Raw genomic sequence first — 26,984 nt, 5'->3', positions numbered from 1 at the left:
AGCACCTATGCGCCCGTCGATACCATCGTTAGGATGTAAGCTCATGGACCAGCGTTCCGTACGCGATATTCTTGCCGGTAAAACCTACTTTATCCGCACATTCGGCTGCCAGATGAACCAGCACGACTCCGAGCGCGTGAGTGGCCTGCTCGATTCGTTTGGCTGTCTTATGGCGCTCGATCCCGAGCATGCCGATATTGTCGTGTTCATGACGTGCTGTGTACGCGAGGCTGCCGATACGCGCCTGTATGGTCAGTGCAATTCCTGCAAGAGCCTTCCTCCTTCGCCTTCGGGTAAGCGCGTGGTCGCCGTGGGCGGCTGCATCGCCCAACGCGATGGCGAGGGCTTGCTCACCAACGTCGATAACGTCAACGTCATTTTTGGCACCCATTCTATTGCGCACGTGGCCGAGCTCATTGCCGAGGCGTTTTTGGATGGCAAGCGCCATATCCGTACGAATGAGCATGAGGATACCGACGCCATGAGTATGCCGTGGCATCGCGAGACGCAGTATCACGCTTGGGTGCCCATCATGACGGGCTGCAACAACTTCTGCACGTACTGCATCGTGCCGTACGTCCGTGGTCGTGAGAAGAGCCGTCCCTTCGAGGAGATTGTCGACGAGGTGACAGGTCTGGTGCGTCAGGGCGTGCGCGAGATTACGCTGCTGGGCCAAAACGTGAACTCCTACGGTCGCGATCTCTTTGGCAAGCCGCGCTTTGCCGACTTGCTGCGCGCTGTGGGCGATACGGGCGTCGAGCGTATCTTCTTTACCTCTTCGCATCCTAAGGATCTGCTGCCTGAGACCATTGACGCCATGGCCGAGACACCTGCCGTTATGCCGCAGCTCCACCTGGCCGTTCAGTCGGGTTCCACGCGCATCCTTAAAGAGATGAATCGTCGTTATACGCGCGAGGATTATCTGGGTCTGGTCGATCGTATTCGTAACCGTATGCCCGATATTGCGCTTTCGACCGACATCATCGTGGGCTTCCCGGGCGAGACCGAGGAAGACTTTGAGCAGACGCTCTCGCTTGCCGAGACGGTTCGTTATGCTCAGGCCTACACGTTTATTTACTCCAAGCGCGCCGGTACCCCGGCAGCTGAGATTTATGATCCCACCCCGCATGAGGTTATCCTTGAGCGCTTTAACCGTCTGGTCAAGGTTATCGAGACGACGGCTCACGAGTATAACCAGGGCGAGCTTCACACCGTGGTGCCTGCGCTTATTGAGGGTACGAGCAAGAAGAACGACGCTGTTCTTCTGGGGAAAAGCCCCAAGAACCAGACGGTGCATGCGCCGATTCCCGCTGGCTATAGCATCGATCAGCTCGTCGGCAAAATCGTCGACGTTGATGTTGATGTCGCCAAAACGTGGTATCTGTCTGGCTCCGTCGTGGGCGAGCCTCGCTAATGATTTCCACCGGTGCAAGCCTTTCTGCCGTAGCGATTGTCGGTCCGACGGCGGTCGGCAAAAGCGATGTTGCCGACCGCCTGGCCGCTCGTCTTTCGTCCGAAGTGTTGTCTTGTGACGCGATGCAAATCTATCGTGGCATGGACATCGGTACGGCCAAGATGATGCCCGAGGAGTGCTCGGTGCCGCTGCGCCTTGTCGATATCGTGGATCCGGGCGTCGCGTATTCAGCTGCGCTCTATCAGACGGATGCCCGGGCGCATATCGAGCGTTTGCTTGGCGAGCAACGTCTTCCGGTCTTTTGCGGCGGTACGGGCCTGTATCTCAAGGCTGCACTCGATGAAATGGATTTTCCTTCGGGAGAACTCGAGGACGAACGCCGCACGGGCTATCAGGAACTTGCCGAGCGTATTGGCGAGGAGGCGCTGCATGCCCTGCTTGCCGAGCGCGATCCGGAATCTGCTGCCGTGATTCATCCCCATAACGTGCGTCGTGTGATTCGTGCGCTCGAGATGCATGATGACGGTGTGTCGTATGCCGAGCAGAAGTCGAAATTCAGCGTCCCGCGCGAGCGTTATCATGCCTTGTGGTTTGGTCTGACGCGTAGCCGTGAAGTGCTCTATGAGCGCATTAACATGCGTGTCGACCTTATGTTTGAGCAGGGGCTGGTTGATGAGGTCCGTGGCCTTATGGACCAGGGCTTGGGTGATGCGCTCACGTCGATGCAGGCAATTGGTTACAAAGAGATTATCGATGCCTTGCGTGGCGCTATTACCATGGATGAGGCCCGTGAGCTTATCAAGATGCGCTCACGTCGCTATGCCAAGCGCCAGCTTTCCTGGTTTAAACGTGACGATCGCATTGTTTGGTTCGATATGGATGAGTTTACGATCGATGAGGTCGTTGATGATATCTGCCGTCGTATCGAGGCTGTCTAATGGCACGTTTTCCCTTGGTCTCTACGGCGCCTGAACCTGAGCGTGCCGTCTTGGTTGGTGTTGAGTGGCGCGATAATGCCTGGCCGCTCGACCGTTCGCTCGATGAGCTCGAGCGCTTGGCTCACACTGCTGGAGCCCAATGCGTGGCACGCTTGTCGCAGCGCCTGGTCAAGCCCTATCCCAAATCGTTTATCGGCTCCGGCAAGGTCGAGGAGCTGTGCGGTTTGGTTCATCGCATGGATGCGGATGTTGTTATCTTCGACGACGACCTGACTCCTTCACAGCAGTCCTATCTTGAGAAAGCCGTGGGCGAACCGGTTAAGATTATTGACCGTACGGCGTTGATTTTGGATATCTTTGGCCTGCATGCCCAGACGCGTGAGGGTCGCTTACAGGTGCAGCTGGCACAGTTGCAGTATCTGCTGCCTCGTCTGCGAGGTATGTGGAGCCATCTTGCCAAGGAGCAGACGCGTGGCGGCATTGGATCGCGTTTTGGTCAGGGCGAAAGCCAGCTCGAGGTCGACCGTCGCCTGATTCGCAATAAGATCGCAGCTCTTCGACGCGAACTGAAACAGGTTGAACAGCGTCGCGACGTGCAATCGAAAAGCCGTATTGAATCGCCGGCGTTTCGCGTGGCGTTGGCTGGCTACACCAATGCCGGTAAGTCGACGCTGCTTAATCGATTGACGGGATCCACAGTACTTTCGCAGGATAAGCTGTTTGCCACACTCGATCCCACGACGCGCTCGTACCGTTTGCCCGGTGGCCGTGGCATGACGATCACCGATACCGTTGGCTTTATTCAAAAACTGCCCCATGGCCTGGTCGACGCTTTCAAATCTACGCTTTCCGAGGTGCTCGGCGCCGATTTGATTCTTAAAGTCGTGGATGCTTCCGATGAGGATTACGAGCGTCAGCTCGAGGCGGTTGATCGTGTCCTGGACGAGATTGGTGCCGGTGAGCGCCTAACGCTTACCGTGTTCAATAAAATTGATCTGCTCGATAGCGTCGACCGCTTGAGCTTTCGCCGGCGTTATCCCGAGGCGGTTCTGTTCTCGGCTCAGACGGGTGAGGGTCTTGATGACTTAGTCGACCGCATCGCTCGTGAAGCGGCCGCTACGGACGTGTTGCTCTCGGCCGATATCCCGTATCGAGAGGGCGCGTTAATCACGCTCGTGCACGAACAGGGAACCCTTCTGCACGAGGAATACCTCGAAGATGGCGTTCGTATTGTGGCAAAGCTTCCGGCCCGTATCGCAACGCGTCTCGAGCGCTACCGAACAGAGTAAATCAGCTCCAGCACGCCTAAGATAACGGGTTGATGAAGCAGGTAGAACGGCAGCGCATGGCGTCCGAGGCTTGCGAGCATCGGGATGGGATTCTCATAGGCCCATGCTGGCGCTTCAAGGTTTGCTTTTTGTGCCGTGCGGGCGGCAAAGAAGCCTGCGAGGTACATAAATAAGAAGGGTATGAGCGGATAGTAATCACCGGAGACAAATTCTGGACCTGGGAATCCCAGCCAAGCTAGATAGGGGATAGGGTAGACCGCTTTAGGAATGCTCCAGGTACAGGCAAAGAGTATGAGGCAAATTGTTATACCCCATACTGTCGGCACCCTATCGAGAACCGGGCGCGCGAGTGCAACAATGGCGGTGCACGCCGCCATGCAGAAAATGATGCCGAAGTTCACCGAGTCATCGACTGAGACGAGCGTCGTTGCGACCCATACAACTAAAGCGGCAGCGGCATATTTGACGGCACGCTTGATGTTGTTGCGCGAGAGGGTGCACATCCAGCCGGCAATAAACAAAAATACCCAACTGATGCTGGCACGCCAGATGTCCTGGAAGATGGTCTGGGTAAACCAGGGCATCTTCCAACCATATAGGTAGGCAAGGTCGTAGCAGGCATGAAATCCCGCCATCGACAGCATGGTAAACCCGCGAATAGTATCAAAGACAGTGATGCGTTTTTGCATTACGAAAACCGGCGCATCAAACCGACGACCTTGCCCAGAATCGTGGGATTCGTCGCGTAGATGGGCTCCATGGTGTCGTTTTCGGGCTGCAGACGAACGCGTCCCTGCTCCTTGTAGAATGTTTTGACCGTTGCAGAGCCATCGATCATAGCCACGACAATCTCGCCATTCATGGCACTCTTCTGCTCACGAACGATGATGTAGTCGCCGTTATAAATGCCGACGTTAATCATCGAATTGCCGTGGACCTCGAGGATAAAGGACCCCTGGTCCGTTGCGATCTCGGTTGGGATGGTAAAGGTGTCTTCGATATTCTGCTCGGCAAGGATGGGAATCCCTGCAGCGACTCGGCCTACGAGAGGCAGCGATACGGTGCCACGGGGCGCCGCGGACTCATCGGACTTTGAGATGGAGACGGAAGATCCGTCCTCGTCAAAGAGCTCGAGAGCGCGAGGCTTGGTGGCGTCACGCTTGAGCAGGCCTCGTGCTTCGAGTGCGGAGAGATGCGCATGTACAGTGCTAGGGGAGGAAAGGCCCACAGCCGAAGCCATCTCGCGTACACTGGGCGGATAGCCCTTCTCCTGCTGATATTCCTTGATGAAGTCGTAAATTTGCTGCTGACGCTTGGTAATTTTGCGAGCCATCAGGGATTCCTCTCTACCCATACCAAACAAATGTTCTATTTTTGCTTGACAGGAACAACTGTTCGAAGATAATAATAACCGAACACTCGTTCCCGCGCTAGACTTTTTTGTCCCCGCGGCTTGATAAAACAGTTCTCGTCAAAACAAACGAGAGGAGAACAGAATGAACGCAGCGGATATGGTCCAGGGAAACCTCGCTCTTAAGCTTGAGGTGCCCGCATCGCCGGCCTTTACGGTCGTGAAGGGTGGACGTTCTCATTTTCAGACCGTGGCCACTAAACCCGTTCGCACCCAGCGTGCGTCCGTTGCTTTGGCTCCTGTTGCCCTGAAGGCCTCGACGATTGTTGCTGTTGCCGTGGCGTTTACCCTGTTCTTTGTGCTCGCCACGTCAGTTTTTTCTGCTCGTCACGCTGCATATGCCGATTCCGTAGCCAACGTTACCTACGAGACGGTTCGCGTGCAGTCCGGCGATTCCCTGTGGTCGCTTGCCCAGGAGCATCCCATCGATGGCCTTTCCACACAGGAGACTTCCGACATGATTCGTAGCGTCAATCACCTCGATCGCGGCTCTCTTGATGCTGGTGCAGTTCTGAAAGTTCCGGCCCGTTCGTAAGATTTCGGGTCGGTCGCATGGTACCCTTGTTATCGTTTAAGAGGAGGTTCCATGCGCTGTCCCAAATGCGGCAAGGCACACACCCGCGTTGTCGATTCCCGTATGCAGGAGTCGAACAACACTATCAAGCGTCGTCGTGAATGTTGTTCGTGCAATTATCGTTTTACGACGTTCGAGCGCTGCGAAGATCCCATCGAGGTCATCAAATCCGACGGATCAAAGCAGCGGTTCGATCGCAATAAGCTGCTGGTCGGCCTGATGCGCGCCACGATTAAGCGCGATATCGACACGAAAAAGCTCAACGAGATCATCGATGATATCGAGGTGGAGCTACGTTCCCGTACGCTGACGGCTGTAACGTCCCACGAACTGGGCAATATGGTGCTCAAACGCTTGGCCAAGATCGACAAGGTGGCCTACATTCGCTTTGCCTCCGTCTATCGCGATTTCAAAGACGTCGACGAGTTTTTGCAAGAGCTCGACAAGCTAAGGTGATTTCATGCCTAACATTACCGTTAACATTAAGCGTCTCGATCCCATGGTCGAGCTTCCCAAATACGCCCATCCCACGGATGCCGGCCTTGACCTCCGCGCCAACGAAGACTGCATCCTCAAGCCCTTTGAGCGCCGATTGGTCTCCACTGGCTTGGCCATTGCGCTGCCCGATGGCTACGCCGGCTTTGTCCAGCCCCGCAGCGGCCTAGCCATTAAGCAGGGCCTGTCTATAGTCAACACGCCCGGTCTCATCGACGCCCACTATCGAGGTGAACTTAAGGTCATCCTCATCAACCTGGATTCCACCAACAATATTCAGATCAACAAAGGCGACCGCATCGCCCAGCTCGTCATCCAAGAAGTCCCCACAGTCAATCTTGTAGAGGTAGACGAACTAGACAAAACCGACCGAGGAGCCGGCGGTTTCGGTTCTAGCGGCGTATTGTAATGTCCGCTCTCCCGTGGGAGGCCCCTATATATCATTCCATGCTCAAACATTCTCGCTGCGCTGCGAAACTGCGCGTGGAACGATATATAGGGGCCTCCCACGGGAGAGCTTCGTTTACGTGCTAGCAACTGAAACGGCTTCTTCAGAAAAAGCAGATAAAATCTTATAGCAAACCGGTTCGATTAATGAAAAGTTCCCTTATCTAATCGGCTTGCTAGAAAGAATGTATTTTGTTTTCAAGCAAGAAGACTCCCGTCCGGGGCTCACCCATATCGTTCCACGCGCAGTTTCGCAGCGAGCGAAGCGAAGCGAGAATGTTTGAGCATGGAATGATATGGGTGAGCCCCGGACGGGTGGGATTCATGCGCCCCTGCGAAGCGAGAATGTTTGAGCATGGGATGATATATAGGCGGGCCGGGCCGGTCAGCGGGCAGTAAGTCACTACCTGATATGCGCGGGTTTTTCTCCCCAGTAGAAGCGGCAGAAGGCTCGTTTGCGCTTTTGGGGCTTGCCTGCAAGCTCCGTGGTTGCGATGGCGATATCCTCGGCTGCGCGTGGGCGTCGCAGCACTTCGCCATTGATGAGCAGTGCCTTGAGCGACTCCGGATGATCGTGGAGATGGCGCAACGTCACGATGAGCTCGCGTGCGGTGGTGACATGCATGCTGGCGCCCATGCCGGTGAGCATGGTGGTGTTGGCCTTTTCCTGGCCATAGGACTTGCCCAGTAGAATCATCGGCAGGTGTGCGCACAGGCATTCGGTAACAGTGAGTCCGCCCGATTTGAGAATTGCCAGGTCACAGCCGTGCATAAGCGCAGCCATGTCATCGACGTAGTCAAGAACCGTGACGTTCTCGAGTTTCATGGCGTCGAAAAGCGTTATGAGACGGGTGGCATACTCGGCATCCTTGCCCGGTAAAAAGACAAAGTGCATGTCCTCGAAGCTGCGCAGGAAGGGGAGGGTGCGGTCCATCTCCGCGCGAAAGCGAACGTACGGTTGAGGCAAACTGGCGCCGGCCATCACCAGCACAACGAGCTTGTCTGTGGGGAGATTGAACTTCTCGAGTTCTTCCTCGCGATTGTAATCCGTATCGAACCCGGCGCGAATGGGGATGCCTGTAATGCGGATCTTTGCCTCGGGAACCTTGCGGGGGCGGAGTGTTTCGGCCATAAACTCGTTTGCCACACAGAATAGGTCGGTGTCCTTATGGGGCCACCAACCCTCGACCTCGTAATCGGTCGGTACGCAAATGACGGGATAGTCGATGCCCGTAATGACGCGTGCGCCGACGGCAACGTTGGCTGCCGTGATGTGCGTGGCGACCACGGCAATGGGCCTACGAGTCCGAACGTACTCGTTAAATGCGGGGAACATGATGCGCGACCATGCCGTGCCGCCGCCCCAAAGCAGGTGTCCGGTAAGGGTATAACGCCAGGTCAAGTCATAAATTGGGCGCGTGGCGCCGGTAAACGAGGCGGCCGTTTTGTTGCCGTCGAATTTTATGCGTCCAAAATCGAGGATATCGAGCACTTCAATCTCAACATCCTCGGGGATGCCATTGGTGCCGCGGATGAGGTCGAATGCCTGCGCAATCGCATTTGCGGCGGCCTTGTGGCCCGAGCCGACCGAGGCGTGCACGATGGTCACGAGAGGTTTTTGCTGAGCCAAGAGTGTGGTTTGTTCCGATTGGGGAGTGCTGTGCGTGAGCAGGGGAGCGTCGTCGCTCATCTGCGTCTGATCCATCGATATCTCCCCTTCATCTTTGTTTCACAGAGAATCATTGTAGTGCATGAGTGTCACGTTCGCATAAATTTGGGTATGAGCGCAAAGAACGCCAATCTTTCGACAGGAGGTCTTTTCATGACTACTCATCAGCCGATCGATGTTGCGATTATCGGCGGCGGGCCTGCGGGCTATGCTGCAGCCATTTATGCGGCGCGCGCTAACCTAACGACGACCGTGATTGAACAGGGCATGTCGGGAGGACAGATCGCCACAACCAATGAGGTCGAGAACTATCCGGGCATTCCGCTCTTGAGTGGTGCCGAACTCGGCGAGCGTTTTCAGCAACATGCAGAGGGCCTGGGGGCACAGGTTGCATGGAGCATGGTTACGGGTATCGATTACGATGCTGATGCGGCGCTGTTTACGGTGCATCACGATATGGGCGATACGCTGGCCTCGAGCGTTATCGCTTGCATGGGTGCCATGCCGCGATCTGCTGGTTTTATTGGCGAGGATACGTATCGCGGTCGTGGCGTTTCGTATTGCGCGACGTGCGATGGTATGTTCTTTCGTGGTAAACAGGTCTTTGTTATCGGTGGCGGCAATGCTGCCTGCGAGGAAGCCCTGTTCTTGTCAGAAATCGCCAGCAGCGTGACCATCGTCTTGCGCCGCGATCAGTTCCGAGCCCCCGATGGCGTGGTTCAAAAGGTGCTCGCAAAAGATAATATTTCAGTTAGGTACCAAACTAGTATTGTTGAGCTTTCTGGCGAAGCGATGCCCACGACAATCACGTTCAAGAACAATGCGACTAGTGAAATGCACACTGAGTCCTTCGATCCCGGCTCGTTTGGTATCTTTGTCTTTGCTGGCACACAGCCTCATACCGAGCTTGTTGAGCATCTGGTGGATCTGGCTCCCGACGGCGGTATTGTGACTGACGAATCGATGGCCACCCGCACGCCTGGATTATTTGCTGCCGGCGATATCCGTTCCAAGCGGTTACGTCAAGTTGTGACAGCTGTTTCGGACGGAGCCATAGCGGCTACCAGCGCATACGCATTCCTACACGGATAAGTACGATAATATATCTTATGTAAGGTTGTTATCTTACTTAAACGTCCAGTATCAATGTTGCCTCAAGCTCGTTGCCGCTGGACGTTTTGTTGTGAAAAATACGAGCCAGCTATCCTTCGGTCTGACCCCAACCAAACTCGACAATCATACCATTCATTGTGGTATGCAAAACTAGATAATCTAGAATACAATATGGAAAACGAACGGAGGCACCACATGAACCATGCTAAACACGTTATTCCTATGTCCGATACGTCGGCTAGCATTAGCCCAGAGGATATTCAGCCAACGGTGCTACCTGATGCATTTATCCAGTCTGATATAGTTCGCAAACTCAATACGCTCAGCTTGCCGCGCTATAACCAGTTGCCGAATGTGACGCTCTACCGTGATCAGGTCATTGAGTACATCGAACTGTGGATGGAACCGCTTTCGATTTGTTTGGAGCAGCCTGTTATTACGCCCTCCATGATTAACAACTACGTGAAGATCGGTCTGGTACCTGCTCCGGTAAAAAAGCAATATGGCCGCGAGCAGATTGCTCGCCTTATCGCCATCTGTATTTTTAAGCAGGTGCTGCCCATCGCTGCGGTACAGGCGCTCTTTAACATTCAACGCCTGAGCTATGATGCGCCGACCGCCTTTGACTATGTGGTCGACCAGCTCGAGGCATCGATTCGCGCAGCGTTCTCCATTGAGCAGGTTCCCGTAGCCGATACGGCTCATCAGGTCACGCGCGAGTCGCTGCTCGTGCGCAGCGCGGTTTCGTCTTTTGTATCGAAGGCGTATCTGATGAGCTATCTAAAGTTCAATGGGTTTAATAGTTAGCCGACGTACAACACGGGCGGGACAAAGAGCCACCAGTCACTTTGTCCCGCCCGTGTTTTTGTTTAGTTGGACGTTATCGGCCCGAAGCCACGCCCATGCCGTAGCCGATAATGAGCCCGTGCATCTCGGCATAGTATGAATCAAGTCCGTTGCAGGGCATGATGATGGTCTTGGAGCCGGGCCAATGCTCCACAATGCGGCTGGCAAGTGCCTGGGCGCCCGCCTCATTCTCGACATGGTCGATGACGACTTCTCCACCGGTAAAGCCTTCGGCTTCCATGGTGTCAACGATCTTGCCAAGCATCTTCTTTTCGCCACGGGTGTGACCGACGAGCTTAATCTCCCCTGCCTCGCTTGCTGTGCCTAAAACTCGAATGTTGAGTTTATTGGCGATGACCCCGGCTGCTTTGGGAATACGTCCGGCCTTGGCGAGATTTTCGTAATTGCACAGGCTAAAGAGAATCTTGCTGTTCTGTTCCAGCTCATCAAAATAGCTGCAGGCTTCCTCAAATGAAACTTCTGGATTGCTTGCGAGGTAGCGGTCGAACAGCAAAAAGATCAGGTCCATTTTGCCACCGGCCGCGCGTGAATTGACCAGATGAATCTGACGGTCCGCTTCCTCGGCAAGAACCAAATCGCGTGCCGTGGCGGCGGCGTTGTAGCTCCCCGATACGCCCTCGGAGATGGGCATGCAAATCGTCTTGTCGGCAAGCCTAAAGAGCTCGGTCCACTCGCCTACACTTGGACAGGCGCTCGAAGAAGCGCTCGACTCCGCCTGCACGGCGCAATTGAGTTCGTGAACGTCGAGCGTGAGGTCATCGACAAACTCGCGCTCCCCCACTCGAATTTTGAGGGGTGCAAATGCAAAGGTGGTATGGGGTGCGGTCGGTTGCCAATCGCGGAGGTTGCAGCTCGAATCGGAGATAAGTGCCCAGCTCATATGGGGTCCTTTCTATTTACTCAAGCCTAATTATAACCATCTTGCTGAATTCTGTTCTATATCTAGTATTCAGAACTAGATAAAAGCTTATTGAAGATGAGTTGATTGGCGGAGATAAAGAATGGGCCCCGCAGCAAAAAGCCGTGAGACCCATGTCGGATGCTGTGAAGTGTTACTTAATAGCGCACAAAGATATAATCATTACCCATGCTCCAACTAATGGAGGTCTTAATAACTCCTGTGTTGTAGTTAGAAGCATGAATCATCTCGCCGTTTCCAACGTAAATGCCGGTATGACGGGAATTTACAACGACGTCTCCCGGTTGCGGATCGGTCACACGATGCCAGCCCATAAACGTAACGGTGGTGCCCAAACGGCAATAACGACCGGTGAGGCAGTAGCTAACGAATCCCGAGCAGTCAAAGCTGTTCGGTCCAATGCCGCCCCAGGAATAAGCGCAACCAAGTTTGCTGTAGGCACGCGAAACAACGGTGCCGCCGTCAACGGACTGGCTCGGCGCAGAAGGGGTCGGAGCCGGAGCGGGAGTCGAGGGTTTCGGCGTGGGGGCCGGAGCGGGCGTGGGAGTGGGCGCAGGCGTGTTGCTGCCGTTGTTGCTCGTACCGCCACCGTTGTTGGTGTTCTCAGTCGTGCCAGCGGTCTCGGTGTTCACCGTTGCCTTCTCGGCGGTGCTGGCGTTAATGCCGGCCTGTAGTGCGGCATTGGCCTCTGCCTCGGCGGCAAGCTCGGCCTGCAGCTGCGAGTCCAGGGAGTTCACAACGTTTTGAGCCTCGGCCTGCTGAGCGTTGAGCTCGTCGACCTTCTTTTGCGTGGCGGTGACGTTCTTCTCCTGCTCGGCTTGCTTGTCGGTAAGCTGCTGCTTAAGCTCCTTGACCTCTTGGATGGTCTGGGCCTGTTTGTCGGAAACCTTGCCGTAGTAGAACAGGCGGTTGAGCATATCGCCCAGGTCATCGACGCCCGTCAGAACCTGGAGCAGGCTCAGGCCGCCGGTCTTGTACTCGCCGGCAACGTAGTTAGAAAGCTTGGCCTGGCCATCGGCGATCTCCTGCTGCTTTTGCGTGATCTCGCCAGCGGTCTGGTCGAGCGCCTGCGTTTGAGTGGCGAGCTCGTCGTAGATCTGCTGGGTTTGCGTGCCGATCTGCTCGAGTTTTGTACGAGCAGCGGCAAGGTCGGATGCGGTATCGGCATAGGCCGGAGCCGCGAGGCCCAGGCCCAAAACACATGCGAGGGTTGCCGTAGCAGCGCAGCGTGCCATGTTTTTGTGCGTGTTTGCTGTGCGCATGGAGCTTCCTTTCCGGTATCTAAGGGTAGCGGCTAGTCCACCGTTACCAGGCTAAAGAGCTCAACGTCCTCGTTAGAAGGCGTGAGCTTCTTGCGCGGGTTGAGAAACGCAAGCTCGAGGATACAACCGTAACCCACAAGCTTTGCGCCCATATCTCGCACCAGTTTACCTGTTGCCTCGACGGTTCCGCCCGTCGCGACCAAGTCGTCCAGAATCAACACGGTATCTTTAGAGCTGATAGCATCGGCGTGGATCTCGATAGAGTCGGTGCCATATTCGAGCTCGTAACTCTCGCTTACCGTCTTCCGCGGCAGCTTGCCCGGCTTGCGTGCGGGCACAAAGCCGGCGCCCAGTGCGACGGCCACGGGCACGCCCACCATAAAGCCGCGAGCCTCGGGGCCGACGACCTTGGTAATGCCCATGCCGGCAAAATGTTCGGCCAGGGCATCCACCATGGCCTTCAGGGCCTCGGGATTGCCAAAGAGCGGCGTGATGTCCTTAAAGACGACTCCGGGCTCGGGATAGTCGGGGATATCGACGATATGAGATTCGAAGTCGTACATGGCGTGACCTTTCAGGAGAGGATGGTTTGCGGCAGCGTCTATTTGTTCGCGCTGGCGGTGGCTGCGTGCGAGGGGGCGACAACCTTGAGAGGCTGCACGAGGGATTCCTCACGCACGGGGACCGCGGAGGTAGATGTCTCTTCGCTTTTAGCCTTGGTGGACTCGGAACGCGTGATCTCCTCATCGAGAGCATCGATGTCAGCGTCCTCGACCACGGCATTGAGCGACTCAAAGACACGGTTCTTAAGGAGCGCGGTGTGCACACCCTCGGTGAGGTCGTGCAGCTTCTTAAAAGCGCGCTCGAGCTTGGCGTCGCGCTCGTCATCGGAGGTATCCATGCCGAGCATGCTCACGAGAACCTGCTCAAACATCGAAGACTCGCGGTTTGCCGACGATACGTACTGACGCAGGTTGCGCGGCTCAATGTGGAAGCGCGACAGCTCCGAGCAGTAACGGATAATCGGGAAATCTCGGCCATCGACGAGTTCTCGGTTCTGCGGGCTCTTGATGATGCGAATAAGATCGTTCTCGGCAAGGGAGCGGATAAACGAGATCTCAACACCGAGCATGTCGGGAATCGTCTCGATGGGATGCAGCTTTTGCTTGGTCTCCTTGGGCTCCGTCTTAAGCGGAACATCGGACAACAGGCCCACCTCGTAGGCGAGCGTAGACAGGTCCGTGGCGTTTTCCAGGCGCTGCTTGATCACGTTGAGCGGCATGTAGCGAGTCTTCTGGAGGTGCAGAATGACCTCCAGGCGGTCAACGTCCTCTTTGGAGTACTGACGATATCCCTTAGGCGTACGATGAGGGGTGATGAGCCCCTCATCTTCGAGAAATCTAATTTTTGAGTTCGAAAGATCGGGGTATGCGCCTCGAAGTAGATTGACGACCTGGCCGATACTCAGATAATTGCGTTCGGCCATGCCCTACTCACCGGTTTCGATGCGCTCCGGCGTGCTCTCGTGGTAGATGAGCGTAAACGTACCGATCTGGACGGAAGAGCCATCGTGCAACGGGGCGCCGTTGACGATAGCGCCGTCAACCCACGTACCGTTGAGCGAGCCCAGGTCCTCGATGCGGGCACCCAGACCCTCGCGAATAATGCGCGCGTGGCTACGCGACACGGTCATGTCGTTGAGGAAGATGCCGTTGGCGGGATCGCGGCCGATGGTGGTCACATTGTCCTCGAGCTCAAAGGCGGCGCCGGTTTGCGGGCCCTTGACGATAGACAACACGGGCGCGGTGATGTGCACGTTGGCCATGAGGTCGGGAACGGTGACATCGCTCGAAGGAACGCGGAAAACGCAGGTGGCGTCTGAGGCCTTATCGTTCTGAGGCATATTGTTAACCATGTTGTCCATGACAACCCCTAACTTAACGCGGACATGCCGCAAAGAATGAACTGTACGTAATCATACCCCAATGGCTTAGTCTTCGATTTCGGGGTTAAGAAAGTCGATGTCTTCGTCCTCGGGATGCGCGACAGCCTGTTTAATGGCTGCTCCACCCTTAATGGAATAGATGACAGCGGTGAGCATGGAGAAGATGACGCCGCCATACACGAAGAAGATGCCGAGCGGTACCGGGCTGCCGTTGAGGCCCGGGAAGGCCGTGAGCGTGGCGGGTAGCAGATGCCAGCCGTCCACAGTGGGAAAGCCCAACAGCATGAGCGAGAAGCCGGTCATGAGCAGCGCCGTGGCAATCTTGCCGGGAAAGACGACGTCGATGGGGCGGCGGTGATAGTGGCGCACGATGAGCGTGCCGATACCAAGGTAGATATCGCGACCAATGATGAGCACGCAGACCCAGATGGGAAGCTCGCCGCGGACCACCAGGCCCAGTACGCCGGTAAATAGCAGCGCACGGTCGCAGATGGGATCCATAATCTTGCCGAGCCACGAGACCGTTTTGGTCATGCGGGCAATCTGGCCGTCCATCCAGTCGGTGGAGGCCGCGATGGCATAGATGACGATGGCGACGACACGGTTGTTGTCCGTCACAAACAGGTACAGGAAGACCAGCGTGAGGATCAGGCGCGTGAAGGTAATGAAATTGGAGATCGTGAAGATCTTATTCGACGGGTAATCGGAAGTGCCGATAAGCTCCTTTTTGATCTTCTTTTTGATGCCCACAGGACTCCCCCGCTGGTAAACGACAAAACTTTCGATACTATACCCGTTCTAGCGATGTCTATCCAGCGCGAGCATAGAGAGTCCAGACATGAGGACGGTATCGGACGGGATTTCTATCGCTTTTGTGTACATCAGCCACCAAACATACCAAACATGTCTTTTTTGGAGGCTGGTGTACAGGTTTTTGTTGCGCAGACGAATTAAGGGGGAAAGTCGTTGATTCTTCGATGCTTTAAGTAATTGATTTTTAAACAAAAAAGTCAGGCACTAAGTGCGCGCCATGGGCACCTCCGTCCTTGTTATCGCGATAAACATGCCATGAGTGGCGTACGGGTCGAGAAGGGTTGGCGCCAAAAGAGCCCAACTGCCGTTACGGCTTCGTTAGAAACGCGCTTCACCATGGATGGTGAACCCGAAAGGTAAGGCGCGCGGGCACGGTGGCTCGGCCCGCGCGCCCGGAAGAGAAAGGATAAACCCATGGGTTACATGCTCGAGACGCGCGGGCTCACCAAGCGCTTCGGCCGCGGCGACCAGGCGCAGGACGCCGTGGCCGACGTGAGCCTTCATATCCGCGAGGGCGAGGTGTACGGGCTGCTCGGTCCCAACGGCGCCGGCAAGTCGACAACGCTCAAGATGATCTGCGGGATGCTGCGGCCGACGGCCGGGGAGATCCTCTTTGCCGGGCACGCCTGGCGCCGCGAGGACCTCTACGCAATCGGCAGTCTCATCGAGGAGGCGCCGCTCTACCCCAACCTCACCGCGCGCGAGAACCTGCGCGTTCGCACCACGCTGCTGGGCCTTCCCGAGAGCCGCATAGATGAGGTGCTCGCCGCCGTGGACCTCGCGGACACCGGGAAGAAGCGCGCCGGGCGCTTCTCGATGGGCATGCGGCAGCGCCTGGGGCTCGCGCTGGCGCTGATCGCCCGGCCACGCCTGCTCGTGCTCGACGAGCCCACCAACGGCCTCGACCCCATCGGCATCGAGGAGCTGCGCGACCAGATCCGCGGCTTCGCGGCGGCGGGCACGACGGTGATCGTCTCGAGCCACATCCTCCCCGAGGTGCAGCAGATGGCGGACACCATCGGCATCATCTGCGGGGGGCGCCTCGCCTACGAGGATGCGCTTCGGCCCGGGCAGGACCTCGAGGAGCTCTTCATGAGCTTCTGCCGGGAAGGGCGACGAGCACGCGGGGAGGTGGCGGCATGACGGGCGAGAAAGGCGGCCTGCTCGCGGGCCTGCGCGCCGAGGCCCTGAAGTCGCGCCACGCGGCACCGGTTCGCCTGGCCGTGCTCATGGCGCTGCCGATGCCGCTGCTCGGCGCGATGCCCTACCGGGGCGTGCAGATCTTCAGCGCGTGGAACTACTGGTACGCGCTCTTCCTGCCCGTGGCTCTCTCGCTCGTGGTGGCGTGCGTCGCGCGGGCGGACGCGCGCACGCGGATGCGGGGGCTTCTGGGCCTGGGCTTCCCGCTCGGGCGCGCCTGGTGGGCCAAGGCGCTCTGGTGCCTCGCGCTCTGCGCGCTCTCGAACCTCGTGGTCTTCGGCATCTACCTCGCGGGCTCGGCGTTCTCCTCGCAGGGCCTCACGGCCGCGGGCACGCTCACGATGCTCCTCTGCGCGCTCGCCAACACGGTGACCGCGGCGTGGATGATCCCCGCAGGGCTCTTCCTCACGGCGCGGCTCGGCATGCTCGCGGGCATCTTCTGCCCGCTCGCCGCGCAGCTCGTGGGTGGGTTCGCCTGGTCGCTGGTGCCGCTGCCGCAGCTCTTTCCGCCGTCGGCGAGCATGGTCATCCCCACGAGCTTCATCCCCGTGCTGCCGAGCGGCGAGCCGCTCGCGGCGGACATGGCGCTCGGCGGGGCGCTCGCGGCGGACGGCATGCTCACGCTGGCGGGCCTTGCGGTCTGCGCGCTCGCGTTCGCCGCGCTCACGGCGGCGGGCGCGGCCTGGTTCGCGCGCTGCGAGGAGAGGTGATGGCCGTGACACGACTCTCCGACCCGACGCCGCGCATGACTCTCCCGCGGGCCCTGCTCTCCGAGGCCCTGCGCCTGGCGCGCTCCCCGCTCACGGCGGCGCACCTCGCCTGCGGCCTGGCAGCCGGTCTTGCCTGCGGCGAGTACTTCTCCGTAACCCGATGGGACCCGGCGCTGGGCGCGGACGCCTACGCTCAGTTCCTCGGCGCCCTCATGCCGCTCATGTCCGCCATCGTCTGCGGGCTCGCCGTGGACGAGGAGCGCGCTGCCGGGCGCCTCGCCAACCTCACGGCGGTCCCCTCGCGCGGGCGCGCCGTCGCGGCGAAGCTGCTCGCCCTTGCGACGCTCGGCGCGGGCGCGCTGGCCGTGGCGCTCGGCGTGTTCGGGGCCGTGCTCGCCGTCGCCGGACGCCTGCCGCTCGGCCCCGCTCCGCTTGCGGCCACCTGGGCGGGCATCGTGCTGGGCAGCCTGCCCCTCTACGCGCTGGGGCTCGGCGTGGCCCTGCGCCTCGGCCGCAACGCCGCCATCGGCGCCGGCGCGGCGGGGATGCTCCTTGCGTTCTTCTCGGTGGGCGGACTTGCGCACGGCCTCATGACCGGCGAGCTCACCGGTGCCCTGGCGACGCCCCTGAGCTGGGTGCCGTTCGCCTGGCCCGCGCGCCTGGGGTCGCTCGGGGTGGAGGCCTTCATCGACGCCGCACGCGCGGCGGGCCCTCTCCTCATGACTGCGCTCGCTGGCCTCGTGCTCACCCTGGCAGCCGCCGCCGTCCTTATCGCCTGGTTCTGCCGCTTCGAGGACGGGAGGGCAGATGCGTAGGAAGCCGTTCGCCGTCGTGCTCGTCCTCCTCTCCGCAGCGCTCGTTCTGGGCGGGAATGCCCTGCTCGACGCCGGCTGGGGGTCGGTGCTGCGCTCGATCGCCGACCGCGTGCTGCCCAACCCAGAGGTCACCATGTGGGCGCCCGCGCCCGCGGCTGCGCGCGGGGCTCTGGACCGTTGAGCGCGGCGCTAGTACAATTCCGACGGAAGTTTCAGGAGGTCGAACATGGCGAGGATATTGGCAGTGGATGATGAACGGGCGATCCTCGACGCGCTCGCGCGCGTCCTCGGCCGCGACGGCCATGAGGTCGTCAAGGCAGCGGACCCGACGGCGGTCCCGGGGATGGATCTCTCGCGCTTCGACCTCGTGCTCTGCGACGTCATGATGCCGGGGCTCGACGGCTTCGAGCTCGTGCGGCAGATCCGCCCGGACTTCGACGGGCCCATCGTCTTCCTGACCGCGCGCGTGGCCGAGGAGGACGCCGTGGCCGGCTACGGCCTGGGCGCCGACGACTACGTCCGCAAGCCCTTCGGGGCCGCGGAGCTGCGCGCCAAGGTCGCGGCCCATCTACGCCGTGAGCGCCGGCCGCGCTCGCACGCCCTCTCCTTCGGGGAGGTGCGGATCGACCTCGGGGCGCGCGACCTCGCCGTGGGCGGCGAGGCCGTGCCGCTCACGCCCACCGAGTACGCCATCTGCGAGTACCTCGCTCGTCACCCCGGGCAGGTCATGAGCCGCGCGCAGATACGCGAGACGGTGCTCGGCTGGGAGAGCGACGCCGACGACGCGGCCATATCCATGCAGGTCAGCCGCGCCCGGAGGAAACTCTCCGAGGCCGGCGCCGATCCGATCGCGACCGTCTGGGGGATGGGGTACAAGTGGCAGCTCTGAGGACCGGGGCGCGAGGTCGCGGGGGCATGCCGCTCTCCTTCGTCATCGCGCGCTACTTCGCCTACGCGTTCGCTGCGGTCGCTACGGCGTGGCTCGCCTCGTTCATGGCGCTCTCCGCGGCGATCGACGCGGGCATCGTCTACGAGGCAAGCTGGGGGCCGGCCAATGCGCGCGAGGTCGCGGAGGGCCTGGCACGCGACGGCGCCTGCGGGCAGCAGGACGTGCCGACGGCGTACCGCTACCTCATCCTGAACAAGGACGGATACGTGCTGATGACAGACCTCGAGGGCACGCGGCTCGAGGACGCGACGGAAATGGCCCGTGCGGCACTCGCCGCGGATCCGGGCACAGTGGAGATCGAGGGCGGGGGCTCGGGCCTCACCTACGCCGCGTTCCCGCTCAAGGGCGGCGGGGCCTGCGCACTCGTCAGCGAGTACCTGCCGCAGTGGGTCTCGCGCGACCTCGCCGGCCTGCTTCCCAACCCGCAGAACCTCATGCTCGTCGGCGCCGCTGCGGGAAGCGCGCTCGCGCTCGCGCTCGTGGCGCGCCGCGCGAGCCGCGTGATCTCGCGCAAGATGGCGCCGCTCGCGGAGGCGGCGGGGCGCGTCGGCGCGGGGGAGCTCGACTTCGCGGTCGGCAGCACCAACGTGCGCGAGGTGAACGACGTCCTCGCCGCGATGGACGCCATGCGGGCCTCCCTCGCCGAGTCGCTCGAGGCCCGCTGGGCCGCGGAGCGGGGGCAGCGCGAGCAGGTGGCGTCGCTCGCCCACGATCTCAAGACGCCGCTCACCGTGCTGCGCGCCAACGCCGACTTCGTGGCGGAGGAGCTGGAAGACGAGAAAGACGCCGACCTCGCGGCCGCCGCGCGCGACATAGCCGGCAGTGTCGAAAGGCTCGACGGCTACGTGCGCCTGCTCATCGAGGCCTCGCGCGGGTCCGGCGGGGCGGAGAGGGCCCCCATGCGGCCGGCCGAGCTCTGCGAGCAGGTCCTCGCCGAGGCCGCCCAGATCGCCCGGGCGCGAGGCGTGACGCTCGACGCGGCCACGGGCCCCGCTGTCGCGGGCACGCCTGAGGCCCCACTCGACCGAACCGCCCTGGCGCGAGCCGCCGCGAACCTCGTGGCCAACGCCGCCGAGCACGCGCGCTCGCGCGTGGTGGTCTCCTGCGACGTCGCTGGTGGATACCTCGTCATCGAGGTCGCCGATGACGGACCGGGCTTTTCTCCCGCCGCCCTCGAACGCGGCTGCGAGCGCCTCTTCACAGACGACTCCTCTCGCTCCTCGCGCGACGGAGGCCGCCATTACGGGCTTGGCCTCCACGTCGCCTCTGAGGCCGCGAGCGCCCACGGGGGCTCCGTCTCGCTCGCCAACAGCCCCTCGGGCGGCGCGGTGGCCACCATCGCGGTCCCCCTGTGCGGGGCCTGACGAATCAGGCCCCGCACACTGGCATACCTCGCAACCAAACGCTCCCCGGATAATTCATGAGGCCGTACTCGTATTCGAGCCTGCCTATCTCTGCGGCAAGCGCCTCCGTCATGTAGAAGGTTTTCGTGCGGCCCGTCGACTTCGCCAGGCGGTCGTACCTGTTCGCGAGGTCCTCGGGGGTTCTCGGGGCTGCGGTGGCGGTTGCCATGATGCACCTCCCCGTTAGATGTAATACGTGTATTACTTTCTATCACATCACCCGAACCCCGCACCGGCGTACGGTCGTATCTGCTTTTTTACCTTACATTTTGTCAACCGGCCCATGCTCGGCTTGTTCAGCCGGATTAAATCAACTGTTAAATCAATCCAGGCCTGTAGGGGGCGGTGGAAATCTTTCGAGGACTGGGGGCGCCGTCCCTGGGTCGGCTCCTCGATGGCCGCGGCTGAATTCTCCTGCCATCGGCTGCGTGGGTTCCGGCACGGGGTTCTGGCGCTGCTCGAACTGGGCGCAAGACTCGGCTGTTGGTCGTACCGGACGGCATACGTTTTGAGACCGGCAAGCTGATGCCGGCTCGAGGACAGCGGCCCGGTGCACCGGGCCGATCGATAGCGGTCTCAGGTTCACAGCGCAGCTTCTCAGGGCTCGCATATATAGGAAGACTTGATTGGCAATCGATTTTAATGAAGTCGGCAGCGCATGTCAGAGTTTTCAACAAATTTAACATGCCACCCTTTATATCCGCACGCGCGTAATTCAACTCATAAGGACCGGCTATCCCTTACCTGTGACACAATCTCAAACGCACAGAACAGAATCATCAGTCCAATCATCGCATAAGAGGCAGCCGAACCTTCAAGCACTATTCCACAAAGAACAATCTCCGCGCCGCCAATAAGAACTGTTATCAGGCGCTCTGCCTTTTTGCTCTCGCCGCTCGCATAAAAAGGCGGCAAAGCGCACAAGATCACATATAGCCCGGGAAGGGAATACAGGATCGATAGTCCAAGCCCCCCATCAACCGCAGTGCTTTGCGTAAGAATCAACTGAACCCAAACGGCAATTATCACTGAGCAGGTTGTCGATAAAAGAAGACTAGAAATATAGCACGCAACAAAGTCCCGTCGCATTCGAACAGAGAAATCCGCGAACTCTCTTCGCCGCGTGGAAACAATAAGGTACACAGAAATTGCAATAGAGCCAATCAGAGAAAACAGCGGAACAACCAGCAATTCAAGCTTATTACCCCATCGATCAACCACACCCCCACTCCAATGAGCGGGAATTGTATCAGGGAGGACTGACCAAGCCGCCCATAGAATCAGAAATGGAAGAATAGAGAGGATGAAAGATGATAACACTGCAGTAATTTTTTTTGAGGCTCTCATCGATTCCGCATCTCCTTGCGCGCCCACATTCCACTCCGCCTTAAATCAAGTATACGTTTTGAGACCGGCAAGCTGTTGCCGGCTCGAGGACAGCGGCCCGGTGCACCGGGCCGATCGATAGAGGACTCAGGTTCACAGCGCAGTTTCTTGGGGCTCGCATATATAGGAAGACTTGATCGGCAATCGATTTTAATGAAGTCTACAGCGCATGTCAGAGCTTTCAACAAACCGCAGGTAAATCCGTGTACCAAAAATTGGTACACGGATTTACCTGCGATGTTCATGCTTGGTCAAAAGCCCATCAAGCGATATATCCATTATTTTAATGCGCGCGCCTGAGCTTTTGGCTGAAGTGGCAGTCCGACCGCCGGCAGGCGGCCACGCTATGTCCAAAGGCCACGCCTACTCCCAGTGCCCGGCTACGTCGACGACCCAGTGCTGCCCGTCGAGTTCCTGCCGCAGAGCTACATCAGGGACGTCTTATTGGGGGACGACCGCATGGAACCCCGGGAGATCAAGCTGTACGGCTGATCCATCCGTCAACAACATGTCAAAGCCCCAAACCCCACGGGATCGCGAACGAGGGGATGAATTGACCGCCCGGGTATTTGCGCCCGGGCGGTCAATTTTATCAACCATGGGTGCGATTCTGTGAGGCCATTTTTCTGGCATCCGCCGTTTGCTCCGGTCTCAACGCACCCATCGACCGTTCAGTAATCTTTGCGAACGCGACCACGTGCGCATTTGTCGAACAATCAAATGTCCGACAATGTCTGACGGAGCTGTCAGACATTCACGCACGAACAGGCGAGCTTCGCGAGCGATTGTAGGCATCTAGTAGCCCCAGCTGCGTCTTTGGCGCAGGTTCAACGTCTGACATCTTGAATGTCTGACGTTGAACGAAGCTGGTTGATAACAAGCAGGTGGAATAAACATGGAGCCCGACATCTCTCGCGCAATCGGCGCGCGGCAAGGGTCTGGCCCATCTCATATGTTGCCAACGCTAACGGTGATGTTGCCAACGCTAACGGTTAACCTGAGCGCCCGGACACATTCTTTGTTGGCTGAAACCAGCATAGCAACTAGCGGAAGGCATCATCGAAGGAGTGTGCTGGAAAGCACCCGTCTCCTTAACTGTTAGAAATGCAAGTTAATAATCTATGTGGTCAATATAATACCGTTGAACCCGCGTATAGATACCGCTCAGTCATTCGCCTCGCCCCCGTCGCACGTATCTTCATCCGGTCTGTTACTTTTAATCTAACAATTCTTTGAGGAACGTAGGTGCTTCTAAATGTACTGTCGACTTCTTCTCAAACTAATCCTAAGAGACAGGGCCGTATGGATTTGTACGCTCGTTCTTGCCGCAGCCTTCTCCATCCCCATTGCGTTCAATTCACCCATTTACGGCCCCTTCTTTATGAAGCAGGGCATGCAGAGCTTTGTCGACGCATTCAATACGCGCGCGCCCCAGGCCAGCGGCACAGACCTATCTCCAGAGCAGCAAAATGACGCGGAGCTTGCAAGATACGCGAACGCCGCCCTTGCCGCTCAAACCGACGCCGCCTTTCTCGATTCTGCCGAGAGCTACTACGCGCTCATGGGCGAAGGCTTCCAATCCGGGTCCATCGTGGGAGACCGAGAGACCAATGACGCAGCGCTCGCATATTGCCGTGCCCTGAGCAGCTCCGGCATCACGGATATCCCGGCCTCCGCAAACGACCTGCCATTCCTTTCCTTCCTGCCTTACGCCATTGCCACGGCGCCGTCTTTCCTTCCCTTCATCCCCTTCCTTCTCTCGTCGATACTCGTGCTCGGCGCCACAAGGCCTGCGACCCTGGCGGCAAAGGCGCCCGTGCCCAAATTCCGGCGCCTTATTCAGATCGTGTTTTCGATAATCGTCGCGGGGACCGCGATGCTCCTCGCCGGCCTCGCACCCGGGGGCATTTACGCCTTGGTCCTAAACGGCTTCGGGCAAATTGGGTACCCGATCGCCTTCTTCCATGACGGCGCGCTTACCACCACGACCGCGGGAAACGTCTTCACAGCCCTGCTTCTCGCGCTGCTTGCGGGCGGAACCTTGATATCCGTTTGCTCCGCCGTCCTATCGACCGCAACGAGGCGCGTCCTCGCGGGCCCCCTTACCTCCGCGCTGCTTGTCGCGGCCCCGGCATTCCCGTTATTGTCCGATTCGGCACTAGGGCATAATGCCGTGCTCGGGCTCCTGCCACTGCCCGTATTCTCGCCTATCGAGGCAACGGGTTACGTAGGATGTTTCCCGACGGAATTCATTGGCTCCGGTTCAGGCAGCGCATCGATGCTTGCCGTGGCCCTGGCATACGTCGCGGTCTTTTTTACGGTCGGCGCCGTTGCGACACGTTCCCCCAAACAGCCTGGACCCGCGAAAAAGCACCATGGGCTCGAGCTTCTGGACGCGAGCGTGGGATACGGAAGCACGACGATACTTTCAATCGGGTCGCTTTTCCTGAGCCCGGGAACGGCGGCGGGCCTCGTTGCTCCCAACGGCTCGGGGAAAACCACCCTTCTTGAAGCGCTGTCGGGCCAATTTCCCACCCGCATCCGCTCGGGAAGCCTGGCGGCAGACGGAATCTGCCAACGTCGATCAGCCGAATTTGCAGAACTCGTCTACCTGAGCTCTTCGGGCAGCGCGGATCTCTATCCCACGCTATCGGCCATCGAGCACCTTGCTTTCGTTAGGGAGGCGTGGAAATCGGCCACCGACATCGACTCGCTCTGCAGCTCCCTCGGAATCTCCTCATATCTCGACAAGCCGACCCGTAAACTCTCGACAGGAATGAAGCAGCAGGTAAAGCTTGCCATGGCGATATCGACCGGTTGCCCGTACCTTATCCTCGATGAACCGCTGAACGGCCTCGATCCGGGAAAGCGGAAAACCTCCTGCGACGCGATGCGCAGCGAGGTGGCGCGGGGACGAAGCGTGCTCATTTCAAGCCATCTGCTCGACGACCTGGCAGACCTCACCAACTCGTTCTACTTCATCGAGGCCGGCACGCTCGTGGAAAAGATCAAGTCGTCCTCGCAGACGCTCAAGCAGGAATACCTCGATACATACGAGGGAGGTGAATGACATGATAGGCAAGAGCTATGCAAAGATAGCGATTGTTGGCTTTGTACTTTGTCTTGCAATGGTGCTATGTGCATCATTTGCGAGGTATAGGTCCGAGCAGTCGTTCATCGATGGCGCTGAAAATGGGTTTGGCATAGACGGGATGTATGTCAACGATGGCGCAACCAGGCCGTCTATGGCGATTCTTGCGGGCGAAGACATGGAGTGGCAAATCTGTAATGACGATGGCTCTTGTATGAGTGGTCGTTTGGCCGCAACGAGCGATCCGAATTCGTTTGATCTTCTCGACAATGATGGATCGGATTGCGGTTCAGTTCACCTGTCGTATGCATCACGAGACGGGATGGACGGCATTCTCTACGTCTCCCACGAGACTGGCGATTTCAAGATGCGCAGGACTAACCGAGTGCCGGCTTTTATCGAGGAGTGAGAGTTCCCGGCGGTCTGCCGATTAGGCCGCCGGGGTATTGAACCCCGCATTCATCCGTACACACACGGATGACTGCGGGAAGTGTCCGGATGAAGGTGATAATCAAGGAAACAAAGCTGTTCTGCCTGGGACGGCTTTGGCCTGGACTTTAACCACAACATCGCAATCGACACTTATCAGCTCGCGCAGCGCGCATGGCCAAATCTCGGACGCTGGCGCATGGAGGACCTTCGAGATTTACTGGACATCCAAAACGACGACGCACACCGCGTGCTCGCCGACTGCGAAGACGAGATGGCTGTCTACAATGCGATCAGAAAGGCGTGAAGTCGGGAGAGCTTTCTATGGAACCGCCGCGCCGTCGCGCGAGCCGACCGGGCAACCCGGGCAATCTGGTCCCGGCTCTCTTTTTGGCACCCTGTTGCTTAATCAAAATTAAGCAATTGCTTAAAACAAAAAAGGTCAGGCACTAGGTGCCTGACCTGCAAACTTCTGGTCGGGACGACTGGATTCGAACCAGCGACCCCTTGACCCCCAGTCAAGTGCGCTACCAAGCTGCGCCACGTCCCGAAGCTTTTGTTTGTTGCTGTGCTCTCGCTCGCAACAGGGAGTATATTAACCCGAAACTTTGTCCTTGTGCAAGAACTTTTTTACAAATTTTGAAGCAAGTCCAAAATAGTATCTGCGAGCTGGGGTTTTGTTAGCACGGGAAGTTCTTGCGTGCCCGCTGTGCTCACGATCCAAGCCTTGTTGGTATCGGTTCCAAATCCCGAATCGGCGCGCGAGACATCGTTGGCGATAATGGCATCGCAACCCTTGCGGGCGAGCTTTCGCTGAGCGTACTCCACGACGTTATCGGTCTCGGCCGCAAAGCCTATCACGCACCGCTCTCCCTTTTGGCGCGAAAGCTCGGCCAAGATATCGACCGTCTCGACTAGTTCGATGCGATCCAGGCGCTCGTTGGTCTTTTTGAGCTTATGGTCGGCAGGGGCCGCGGGCGTGTAGTCGGCGACGGCGGCCGCACAAATGGCCGCATCGGCCGTCTGAAAGGCGCTCAGCGCTGCCTGCAGCATTTCTGCGGCGGTCTGTACGCGCACGCACTCCACGCCGCGGGGGACATCGAGCGACGTCGGTCCTAACACGAGCGTGACCGCAGCGCCGCGGCGAGCAGCCTCCCTCGCCAGGGCGATGCCCATCTTGCCCGACGACCGGTTGCCAATAAAGCGCACGGGGTCGATCGGTTCGTGCGTAGGACCGGCGGTGATCACGATGCGCTTGCCTGCCAGGTCCTGAGGCGCGGGGTTGAGCACCTCGCAGACGACCTCGACGATGTCCTCGGGCTCGCTCATGCGTCCCGTGTCCACGTCACCGCAGGCAAGGTAGCCGCTGCCGGGCCCCACCACATGGACGCCACGGTCGCGCAGCGAGGCTATATTGGCCTGCGTCGCCGGCGCCTTCCACATGCCGTTGTTCATAGCGGGTGCGATCACGATGGGTCGCGGCGTGGCAAGCAGCGTCGTGGAGATGAGGTCATCGGCGATGCCGTTGGCCATCTTGGCGATGATATTGGCCGTTGCGGGAGCCACGACCACCAGATCGGGCTCCTGTGCCAGCGAAATGTGGTGGATGGGGTCGGAGGGGTCGTCGAACAGACCTACAGCGACCGGCTCGTTGGTGAGTGCACGGAAGGTGAGCGGGCCCACAAACTCGGTGGCATGCTCGCTCATAACGACCTTGACGCGCGCGCCGCGCTTTTGCAACAGGCGCGCGATATTGCACGACTTATAGGCGGCGATCCCGCCGGTAATGCCCAGCAGGATCGTTTTTCCCTCAAGTTGCATTGAATTGTTGGGTGCCGCCGTCAT

At 58.8% G+C, this 26,984-nt stretch carries 28 protein-coding genes and 1 tRNA gene; 16 read left to right on the top strand and 13 right to left on the bottom strand.

Annotation, left to right across the window (positions count from 1 at the left end; translation table 11 throughout):
- Positions 1-43: 43 nt before the first annotated feature.
- From miaB to hflX, 3 genes are read left to right on the top strand one after another with little or no spacing between them, the layout of a single operon-like run.
- Positions 44-1,414: a tRNA (N6-isopentenyl adenosine(37)-C2)-methylthiotransferase MiaB gene (gene miaB / locus V2391_RS02305; protein WP_329738089.1), complete on the top strand. Its 1,371-nt coding sequence runs from the start codon at positions 44-46 to the stop codon at positions 1,412-1,414.
- The gene (gene miaA / locus V2391_RS02300) at positions 1,414-2,352 is read left to right on the top strand and encodes a tRNA (adenosine(37)-N6)-dimethylallyltransferase MiaA (RefSeq protein WP_329738088.1); all 939 of its coding nucleotides are present in this window, start codon (positions 1,414-1,416) and stop codon (positions 2,350-2,352) included. The genes miaB and miaA overlap by 1 nt, the downstream gene beginning before the upstream one ends.
- Complete coding sequence (gene hflX / locus V2391_RS02295; RefSeq protein ID WP_329738087.1) at positions 2,352-3,641, top strand: GTPase HflX; 1,290 nt, start codon at positions 2,352-2,354, stop codon at positions 3,639-3,641. The genes miaA and hflX overlap by 1 nt, the downstream gene beginning before the upstream one ends.
- Here hflX and V2391_RS02290 read toward each other — a convergent pair.
- Complete coding sequence (locus V2391_RS02290; protein WP_329738086.1) at positions 3,626-4,330, bottom strand: heparan-alpha-glucosaminide N-acetyltransferase; 705 nt, start codon at positions 4,328-4,330, stop codon at positions 3,626-3,628. The two genes, hflX and V2391_RS02290, sit on opposite strands and share 16 nt — an antisense overlap.
- Positions 4,330-4,974, bottom strand: a complete 645-nt coding sequence (gene lexA / locus V2391_RS02285) for a transcriptional repressor LexA (protein ID WP_329738085.1) — start codon at positions 4,972-4,974, stop codon at positions 4,330-4,332. Before lexA ends, V2391_RS02290 begins: the two co-directional genes overlap by 1 nt.
- Positions 4,975-5,137: 163 nt before the next feature.
- On the opposite strand from lexA, the gene V2391_RS02280 reads away from it, so the two are divergent.
- From V2391_RS02280 to dut, 3 genes are read left to right on the top strand one after another with little or no spacing between them, the layout of a single operon-like run.
- Positions 5,138-5,587 carry a LysM peptidoglycan-binding domain-containing protein gene (locus tag V2391_RS02280; protein WP_329738084.1) on the top strand — a complete coding sequence of 150 codons (450 nt, stop codon included), beginning with the start codon at positions 5,138-5,140 and terminating at the stop codon, positions 5,585-5,587.
- A 51-nt stretch (positions 5,588-5,638) separates the two neighbouring features.
- A complete protein-coding gene (nrdR, locus tag V2391_RS02275) occupies positions 5,639-6,082 on the top strand; it encodes a transcriptional regulator NrdR (protein ID WP_329738083.1) in 444 nt (147 codons plus the stop codon).
- 4 nt (positions 6,083-6,086) lie between these two features.
- Positions 6,087-6,530: a dUTP diphosphatase gene (gene dut, locus V2391_RS02270; RefSeq protein ID WP_329738082.1), complete on the top strand. Its 444-nt coding sequence runs from the start codon at positions 6,087-6,089 to the stop codon at positions 6,528-6,530.
- Positions 6,531-6,971: 441 nt separating this feature from the next.
- On the opposite strand, the gene V2391_RS02265 is transcribed toward dut, so the two are convergent.
- The gene (locus tag V2391_RS02265) at positions 6,972-8,273 is read right to left on the bottom strand and encodes an MGDG synthase family glycosyltransferase (protein WP_329738081.1); all 1,302 of its coding nucleotides are present in this window, start codon (positions 8,271-8,273) and stop codon (positions 6,972-6,974) included.
- 75 nt (positions 8,274-8,348) lie between these two features.
- On the opposite strand from V2391_RS02265, the gene V2391_RS02260 reads away from it, so the two are divergent.
- The gene (locus tag V2391_RS02260) at positions 8,349-9,329 is read left to right on the top strand and encodes an NAD(P)/FAD-dependent oxidoreductase (protein WP_329738080.1); all 981 of its coding nucleotides are present in this window, start codon (positions 8,349-8,351) and stop codon (positions 9,327-9,329) included.
- A gap of 216 nt (positions 9,330-9,545) precedes the next feature.
- Positions 9,546-10,157 carry a DUF1836 domain-containing protein gene (locus tag V2391_RS02255; RefSeq protein ID WP_329738079.1) on the top strand — a complete coding sequence of 204 codons (612 nt, stop codon included), beginning with the start codon at positions 9,546-9,548 and terminating at the stop codon, positions 10,155-10,157.
- A gap of 73 nt (positions 10,158-10,230) precedes the next feature.
- On the opposite strand, the gene V2391_RS02250 is transcribed toward V2391_RS02255, so the two are convergent.
- From V2391_RS02250 to V2391_RS02225, 6 genes are all read right to left on the bottom strand, one after another.
- Positions 10,231-11,097, bottom strand: a complete 867-nt coding sequence (locus V2391_RS02250; protein WP_329738078.1) for a DegV family protein — start codon at positions 11,095-11,097, stop codon at positions 10,231-10,233.
- 176 nt (positions 11,098-11,273) lie between these two features.
- On the bottom strand, positions 11,274-12,398 hold the full coding sequence (locus V2391_RS02245; protein WP_329738077.1) for a coiled-coil domain-containing protein: 1,125 nt from the start codon (positions 12,396-12,398) through the stop codon (positions 11,274-11,276).
- 32 nt (positions 12,399-12,430) lie between these two features.
- Positions 12,431-12,961 carry an adenine phosphoribosyltransferase gene (locus V2391_RS02240; protein ID WP_195233681.1) on the bottom strand — a complete coding sequence of 177 codons (531 nt, stop codon included), beginning with the start codon at positions 12,959-12,961 and terminating at the stop codon, positions 12,431-12,433.
- Positions 12,962-12,999: 38 nt separating this feature from the next.
- A complete protein-coding gene (ftsR, locus tag V2391_RS02235; RefSeq protein WP_329738076.1) occupies positions 13,000-13,884 on the bottom strand; it encodes a transcriptional regulator FtsR in 885 nt (294 codons plus the stop codon).
- Positions 13,885-13,887: 3 nt separating this feature from the next.
- Positions 13,888-14,322 (bottom strand): FHA domain-containing protein, encoded by a 435-nt coding sequence (locus V2391_RS02230; protein ID WP_022094516.1) that lies wholly within the window; start codon positions 14,320-14,322, stop codon positions 13,888-13,890.
- 66 nt (positions 14,323-14,388) lie between these two features.
- The gene (locus V2391_RS02225; RefSeq protein ID WP_329738075.1) at positions 14,389-15,093 is read right to left on the bottom strand and encodes a CDP-alcohol phosphatidyltransferase family protein; all 705 of its coding nucleotides are present in this window, start codon (positions 15,091-15,093) and stop codon (positions 14,389-14,391) included.
- A 477-nt stretch (positions 15,094-15,570) separates the two neighbouring features.
- Here V2391_RS02225 and V2391_RS02220 point away from each other — a divergent pair, with 477 nt between their 5' ends.
- Genes V2391_RS02220 through V2391_RS02195 form a run of 6 tightly spaced genes read left to right on the top strand, consistent with a single transcriptional unit; the run spans position 15,571 to position 20,194 of the window.
- Positions 15,571-16,299, top strand: a complete 729-nt coding sequence (locus V2391_RS02220) for a lantibiotic protection ABC transporter ATP-binding protein (protein ID WP_329738074.1) — start codon at positions 15,571-15,573, stop codon at positions 16,297-16,299.
- A complete protein-coding gene (locus V2391_RS02215) occupies positions 16,296-17,066 on the top strand; it encodes a hypothetical protein (RefSeq protein ID WP_329738073.1) in 771 nt (256 codons plus the stop codon). The genes V2391_RS02220 and V2391_RS02215 overlap by 4 nt, the downstream gene beginning before the upstream one ends.
- Positions 17,066-17,881 carry a lantibiotic ABC transporter permease gene (locus V2391_RS02210; RefSeq protein WP_329738072.1) on the top strand — a complete coding sequence of 272 codons (816 nt, stop codon included), beginning with the start codon at positions 17,066-17,068 and terminating at the stop codon, positions 17,879-17,881. Before V2391_RS02215 ends, V2391_RS02210 begins: the two co-directional genes overlap by 1 nt.
- Complete coding sequence (locus tag V2391_RS02205) at positions 17,874-18,062, top strand: hypothetical protein (RefSeq protein ID WP_329738071.1); 189 nt, start codon at positions 17,874-17,876, stop codon at positions 18,060-18,062. The genes V2391_RS02210 and V2391_RS02205 overlap by 8 nt, the downstream gene beginning before the upstream one ends.
- A 45-nt stretch (positions 18,063-18,107) precedes the next feature.
- Positions 18,108-18,770 carry a response regulator transcription factor gene (locus tag V2391_RS02200; protein ID WP_329738070.1) on the top strand — a complete coding sequence of 221 codons (663 nt, stop codon included), beginning with the start codon at positions 18,108-18,110 and terminating at the stop codon, positions 18,768-18,770.
- Between the two features lie 26 nt (positions 18,771-18,796).
- The gene (locus tag V2391_RS02195; protein WP_329738069.1) at positions 18,797-20,194 is read left to right on the top strand and encodes a sensor histidine kinase; all 1,398 of its coding nucleotides are present in this window, start codon (positions 18,797-18,799) and stop codon (positions 20,192-20,194) included.
- 4 nt (positions 20,195-20,198) lie between these two features.
- Here the strand turns inward: V2391_RS02195 and V2391_RS02190 are convergent, their stop codons facing one another.
- Entirely contained in the window at positions 20,199-20,402 is a 204-nt protein-coding gene (locus V2391_RS02190; protein WP_329738068.1) for a ribbon-helix-helix domain-containing protein, read from the bottom strand.
- Positions 20,403-20,953: 551 nt separating this feature from the next.
- Positions 20,954-21,580: a DUF1648 domain-containing protein gene (locus V2391_RS02185; RefSeq protein WP_329738067.1), complete on the bottom strand. Its 627-nt coding sequence runs from the start codon at positions 21,578-21,580 to the stop codon at positions 20,954-20,956.
- A 1,432-nt stretch (positions 21,581-23,012) separates the two neighbouring features.
- Here V2391_RS02185 and V2391_RS02180 point away from each other — a divergent pair.
- Entirely contained in the window at positions 23,013-24,689 is a 1,677-nt protein-coding gene (locus V2391_RS02180) for an ABC transporter ATP-binding protein (RefSeq protein ID WP_329738066.1), read from the top strand.
- Between the two features lies 1 nt (position 24,690).
- Positions 24,691-25,119 carry a hypothetical protein gene (locus V2391_RS02175; RefSeq protein ID WP_161116181.1) on the top strand — a complete coding sequence of 143 codons (429 nt, stop codon included), beginning with the start codon at positions 24,691-24,693 and terminating at the stop codon, positions 25,117-25,119.
- Positions 25,120-25,612: 493 nt separating this feature from the next.
- On the opposite strand, the gene V2391_RS02170 is transcribed toward V2391_RS02175, so the two are convergent.
- Together V2391_RS02170 and coaBC are read right to left on the bottom strand one after the other, a co-directional pair.
- Positions 25,613-25,689, bottom strand: a tRNA-Pro gene (locus V2391_RS02170).
- Positions 25,690-25,769: 80 nt separating this feature from the next.
- Positions 25,770-26,984 (bottom strand): bifunctional phosphopantothenoylcysteine decarboxylase/phosphopantothenate--cysteine ligase CoaBC, encoded by a 1,215-nt coding sequence (gene coaBC / locus V2391_RS02165; protein WP_329738065.1) that lies wholly within the window; start codon positions 26,982-26,984, stop codon positions 25,770-25,772.

Source organism: Collinsella sp. CM84Y_54, from assembly GCF_036317945.1.
GTDB lineage: Bacteria > Actinomycetota > Coriobacteriia > Coriobacteriales > Coriobacteriaceae > Collinsella.
The sequence above is the reverse complement of the archived record's forward strand: the minus strand, read 5'-3'. Positions and strand labels throughout refer to the sequence as shown.

Coding starts and splice junctions, on each gene's coding strand:
- miaB (WP_329738089.1), top strand. CDS start 44: ATGGACCAGCGTTCCGTACGCGATATTCTTGCCGGTAAAACCTACTTT.
- miaA (WP_329738088.1), top strand. CDS start 1,414: ATGATTTCCACCGGTGCAAGCCTTTCTGCCGTAGCGATTGTCGGTCCG.
- hflX (WP_329738087.1), top strand. CDS start 2,352: ATGGCACGTTTTCCCTTGGTCTCTACGGCGCCTGAACCTGAGCGTGCC.
- V2391_RS02290 (WP_329738086.1), bottom strand. CDS start 4,330: ATGCAAAAACGCATCACTGTCTTTGATACTATTCGCGGGTTTACCATG.
- lexA (WP_329738085.1), bottom strand. CDS start 4,974: ATGGCTCGCAAAATTACCAAGCGTCAGCAGCAAATTTACGACTTCATC.
- V2391_RS02280 (WP_329738084.1), top strand. CDS start 5,138: ATGAACGCAGCGGATATGGTCCAGGGAAACCTCGCTCTTAAGCTTGAG.
- nrdR (WP_329738083.1), top strand. CDS start 5,639: ATGCGCTGTCCCAAATGCGGCAAGGCACACACCCGCGTTGTCGATTCC.
- dut (WP_329738082.1), top strand. CDS start 6,087: ATGCCTAACATTACCGTTAACATTAAGCGTCTCGATCCCATGGTCGAG.
- V2391_RS02265 (WP_329738081.1), bottom strand. CDS start 8,273: ATGGATCAGACGCAGATGAGCGACGACGCTCCCCTGCTCACGCACAGC.
- V2391_RS02260 (WP_329738080.1), top strand. CDS start 8,349: ATGAGCGCAAAGAACGCCAATCTTTCGACAGGAGGTCTTTTCATGACT.
- V2391_RS02255 (WP_329738079.1), top strand. CDS start 9,546: ATGAACCATGCTAAACACGTTATTCCTATGTCCGATACGTCGGCTAGC.
- V2391_RS02250 (WP_329738078.1), bottom strand. CDS start 11,097: ATGAGCTGGGCACTTATCTCCGATTCGAGCTGCAACCTCCGCGATTGG.
- V2391_RS02245 (WP_329738077.1), bottom strand. CDS start 12,398: ATGCGCACAGCAAACACGCACAAAAACATGGCACGCTGCGCTGCTACG.
- V2391_RS02240 (WP_195233681.1), bottom strand. CDS start 12,961: ATGTACGACTTCGAATCTCATATCGTCGATATCCCCGACTATCCCGAG.
- ftsR (WP_329738076.1), bottom strand. CDS start 13,884: ATGGCCGAACGCAATTATCTGAGTATCGGCCAGGTCGTCAATCTACTT.
- V2391_RS02230 (WP_022094516.1), bottom strand. CDS start 14,322: ATGGACAACATGGTTAACAATATGCCTCAGAACGATAAGGCCTCAGAC.
- V2391_RS02220 (WP_329738074.1), top strand. CDS start 15,571: ATGGGTTACATGCTCGAGACGCGCGGGCTCACCAAGCGCTTCGGCCGC.
- V2391_RS02215 (WP_329738073.1), top strand. CDS start 16,296: ATGACGGGCGAGAAAGGCGGCCTGCTCGCGGGCCTGCGCGCCGAGGCC.
- V2391_RS02210 (WP_329738072.1), top strand. CDS start 17,066: ATGGCCGTGACACGACTCTCCGACCCGACGCCGCGCATGACTCTCCCG.
- V2391_RS02205 (WP_329738071.1), top strand. CDS start 17,874: ATGCGTAGGAAGCCGTTCGCCGTCGTGCTCGTCCTCCTCTCCGCAGCG.
- V2391_RS02200 (WP_329738070.1), top strand. CDS start 18,108: ATGGCGAGGATATTGGCAGTGGATGATGAACGGGCGATCCTCGACGCG.
- V2391_RS02195 (WP_329738069.1), top strand. CDS start 18,797: ATGCCGCTCTCCTTCGTCATCGCGCGCTACTTCGCCTACGCGTTCGCT.
- V2391_RS02190 (WP_329738068.1), bottom strand. CDS start 20,402: ATGGCAACCGCCACCGCAGCCCCGAGAACCCCCGAGGACCTCGCGAAC.
- V2391_RS02185 (WP_329738067.1), bottom strand. CDS start 21,580: ATGAGAGCCTCAAAAAAAATTACTGCAGTGTTATCATCTTTCATCCTC.
- V2391_RS02180 (WP_329738066.1), top strand. CDS start 23,013: ATGCAGAGCTTTGTCGACGCATTCAATACGCGCGCGCCCCAGGCCAGC.
- V2391_RS02175 (WP_161116181.1), top strand. CDS start 24,691: ATGATAGGCAAGAGCTATGCAAAGATAGCGATTGTTGGCTTTGTACTT.
- coaBC (WP_329738065.1), bottom strand. CDS start 26,984: ATGACGGCGGCACCCAACAATTCAATGCAACTTGAGGGAAAAACGATC.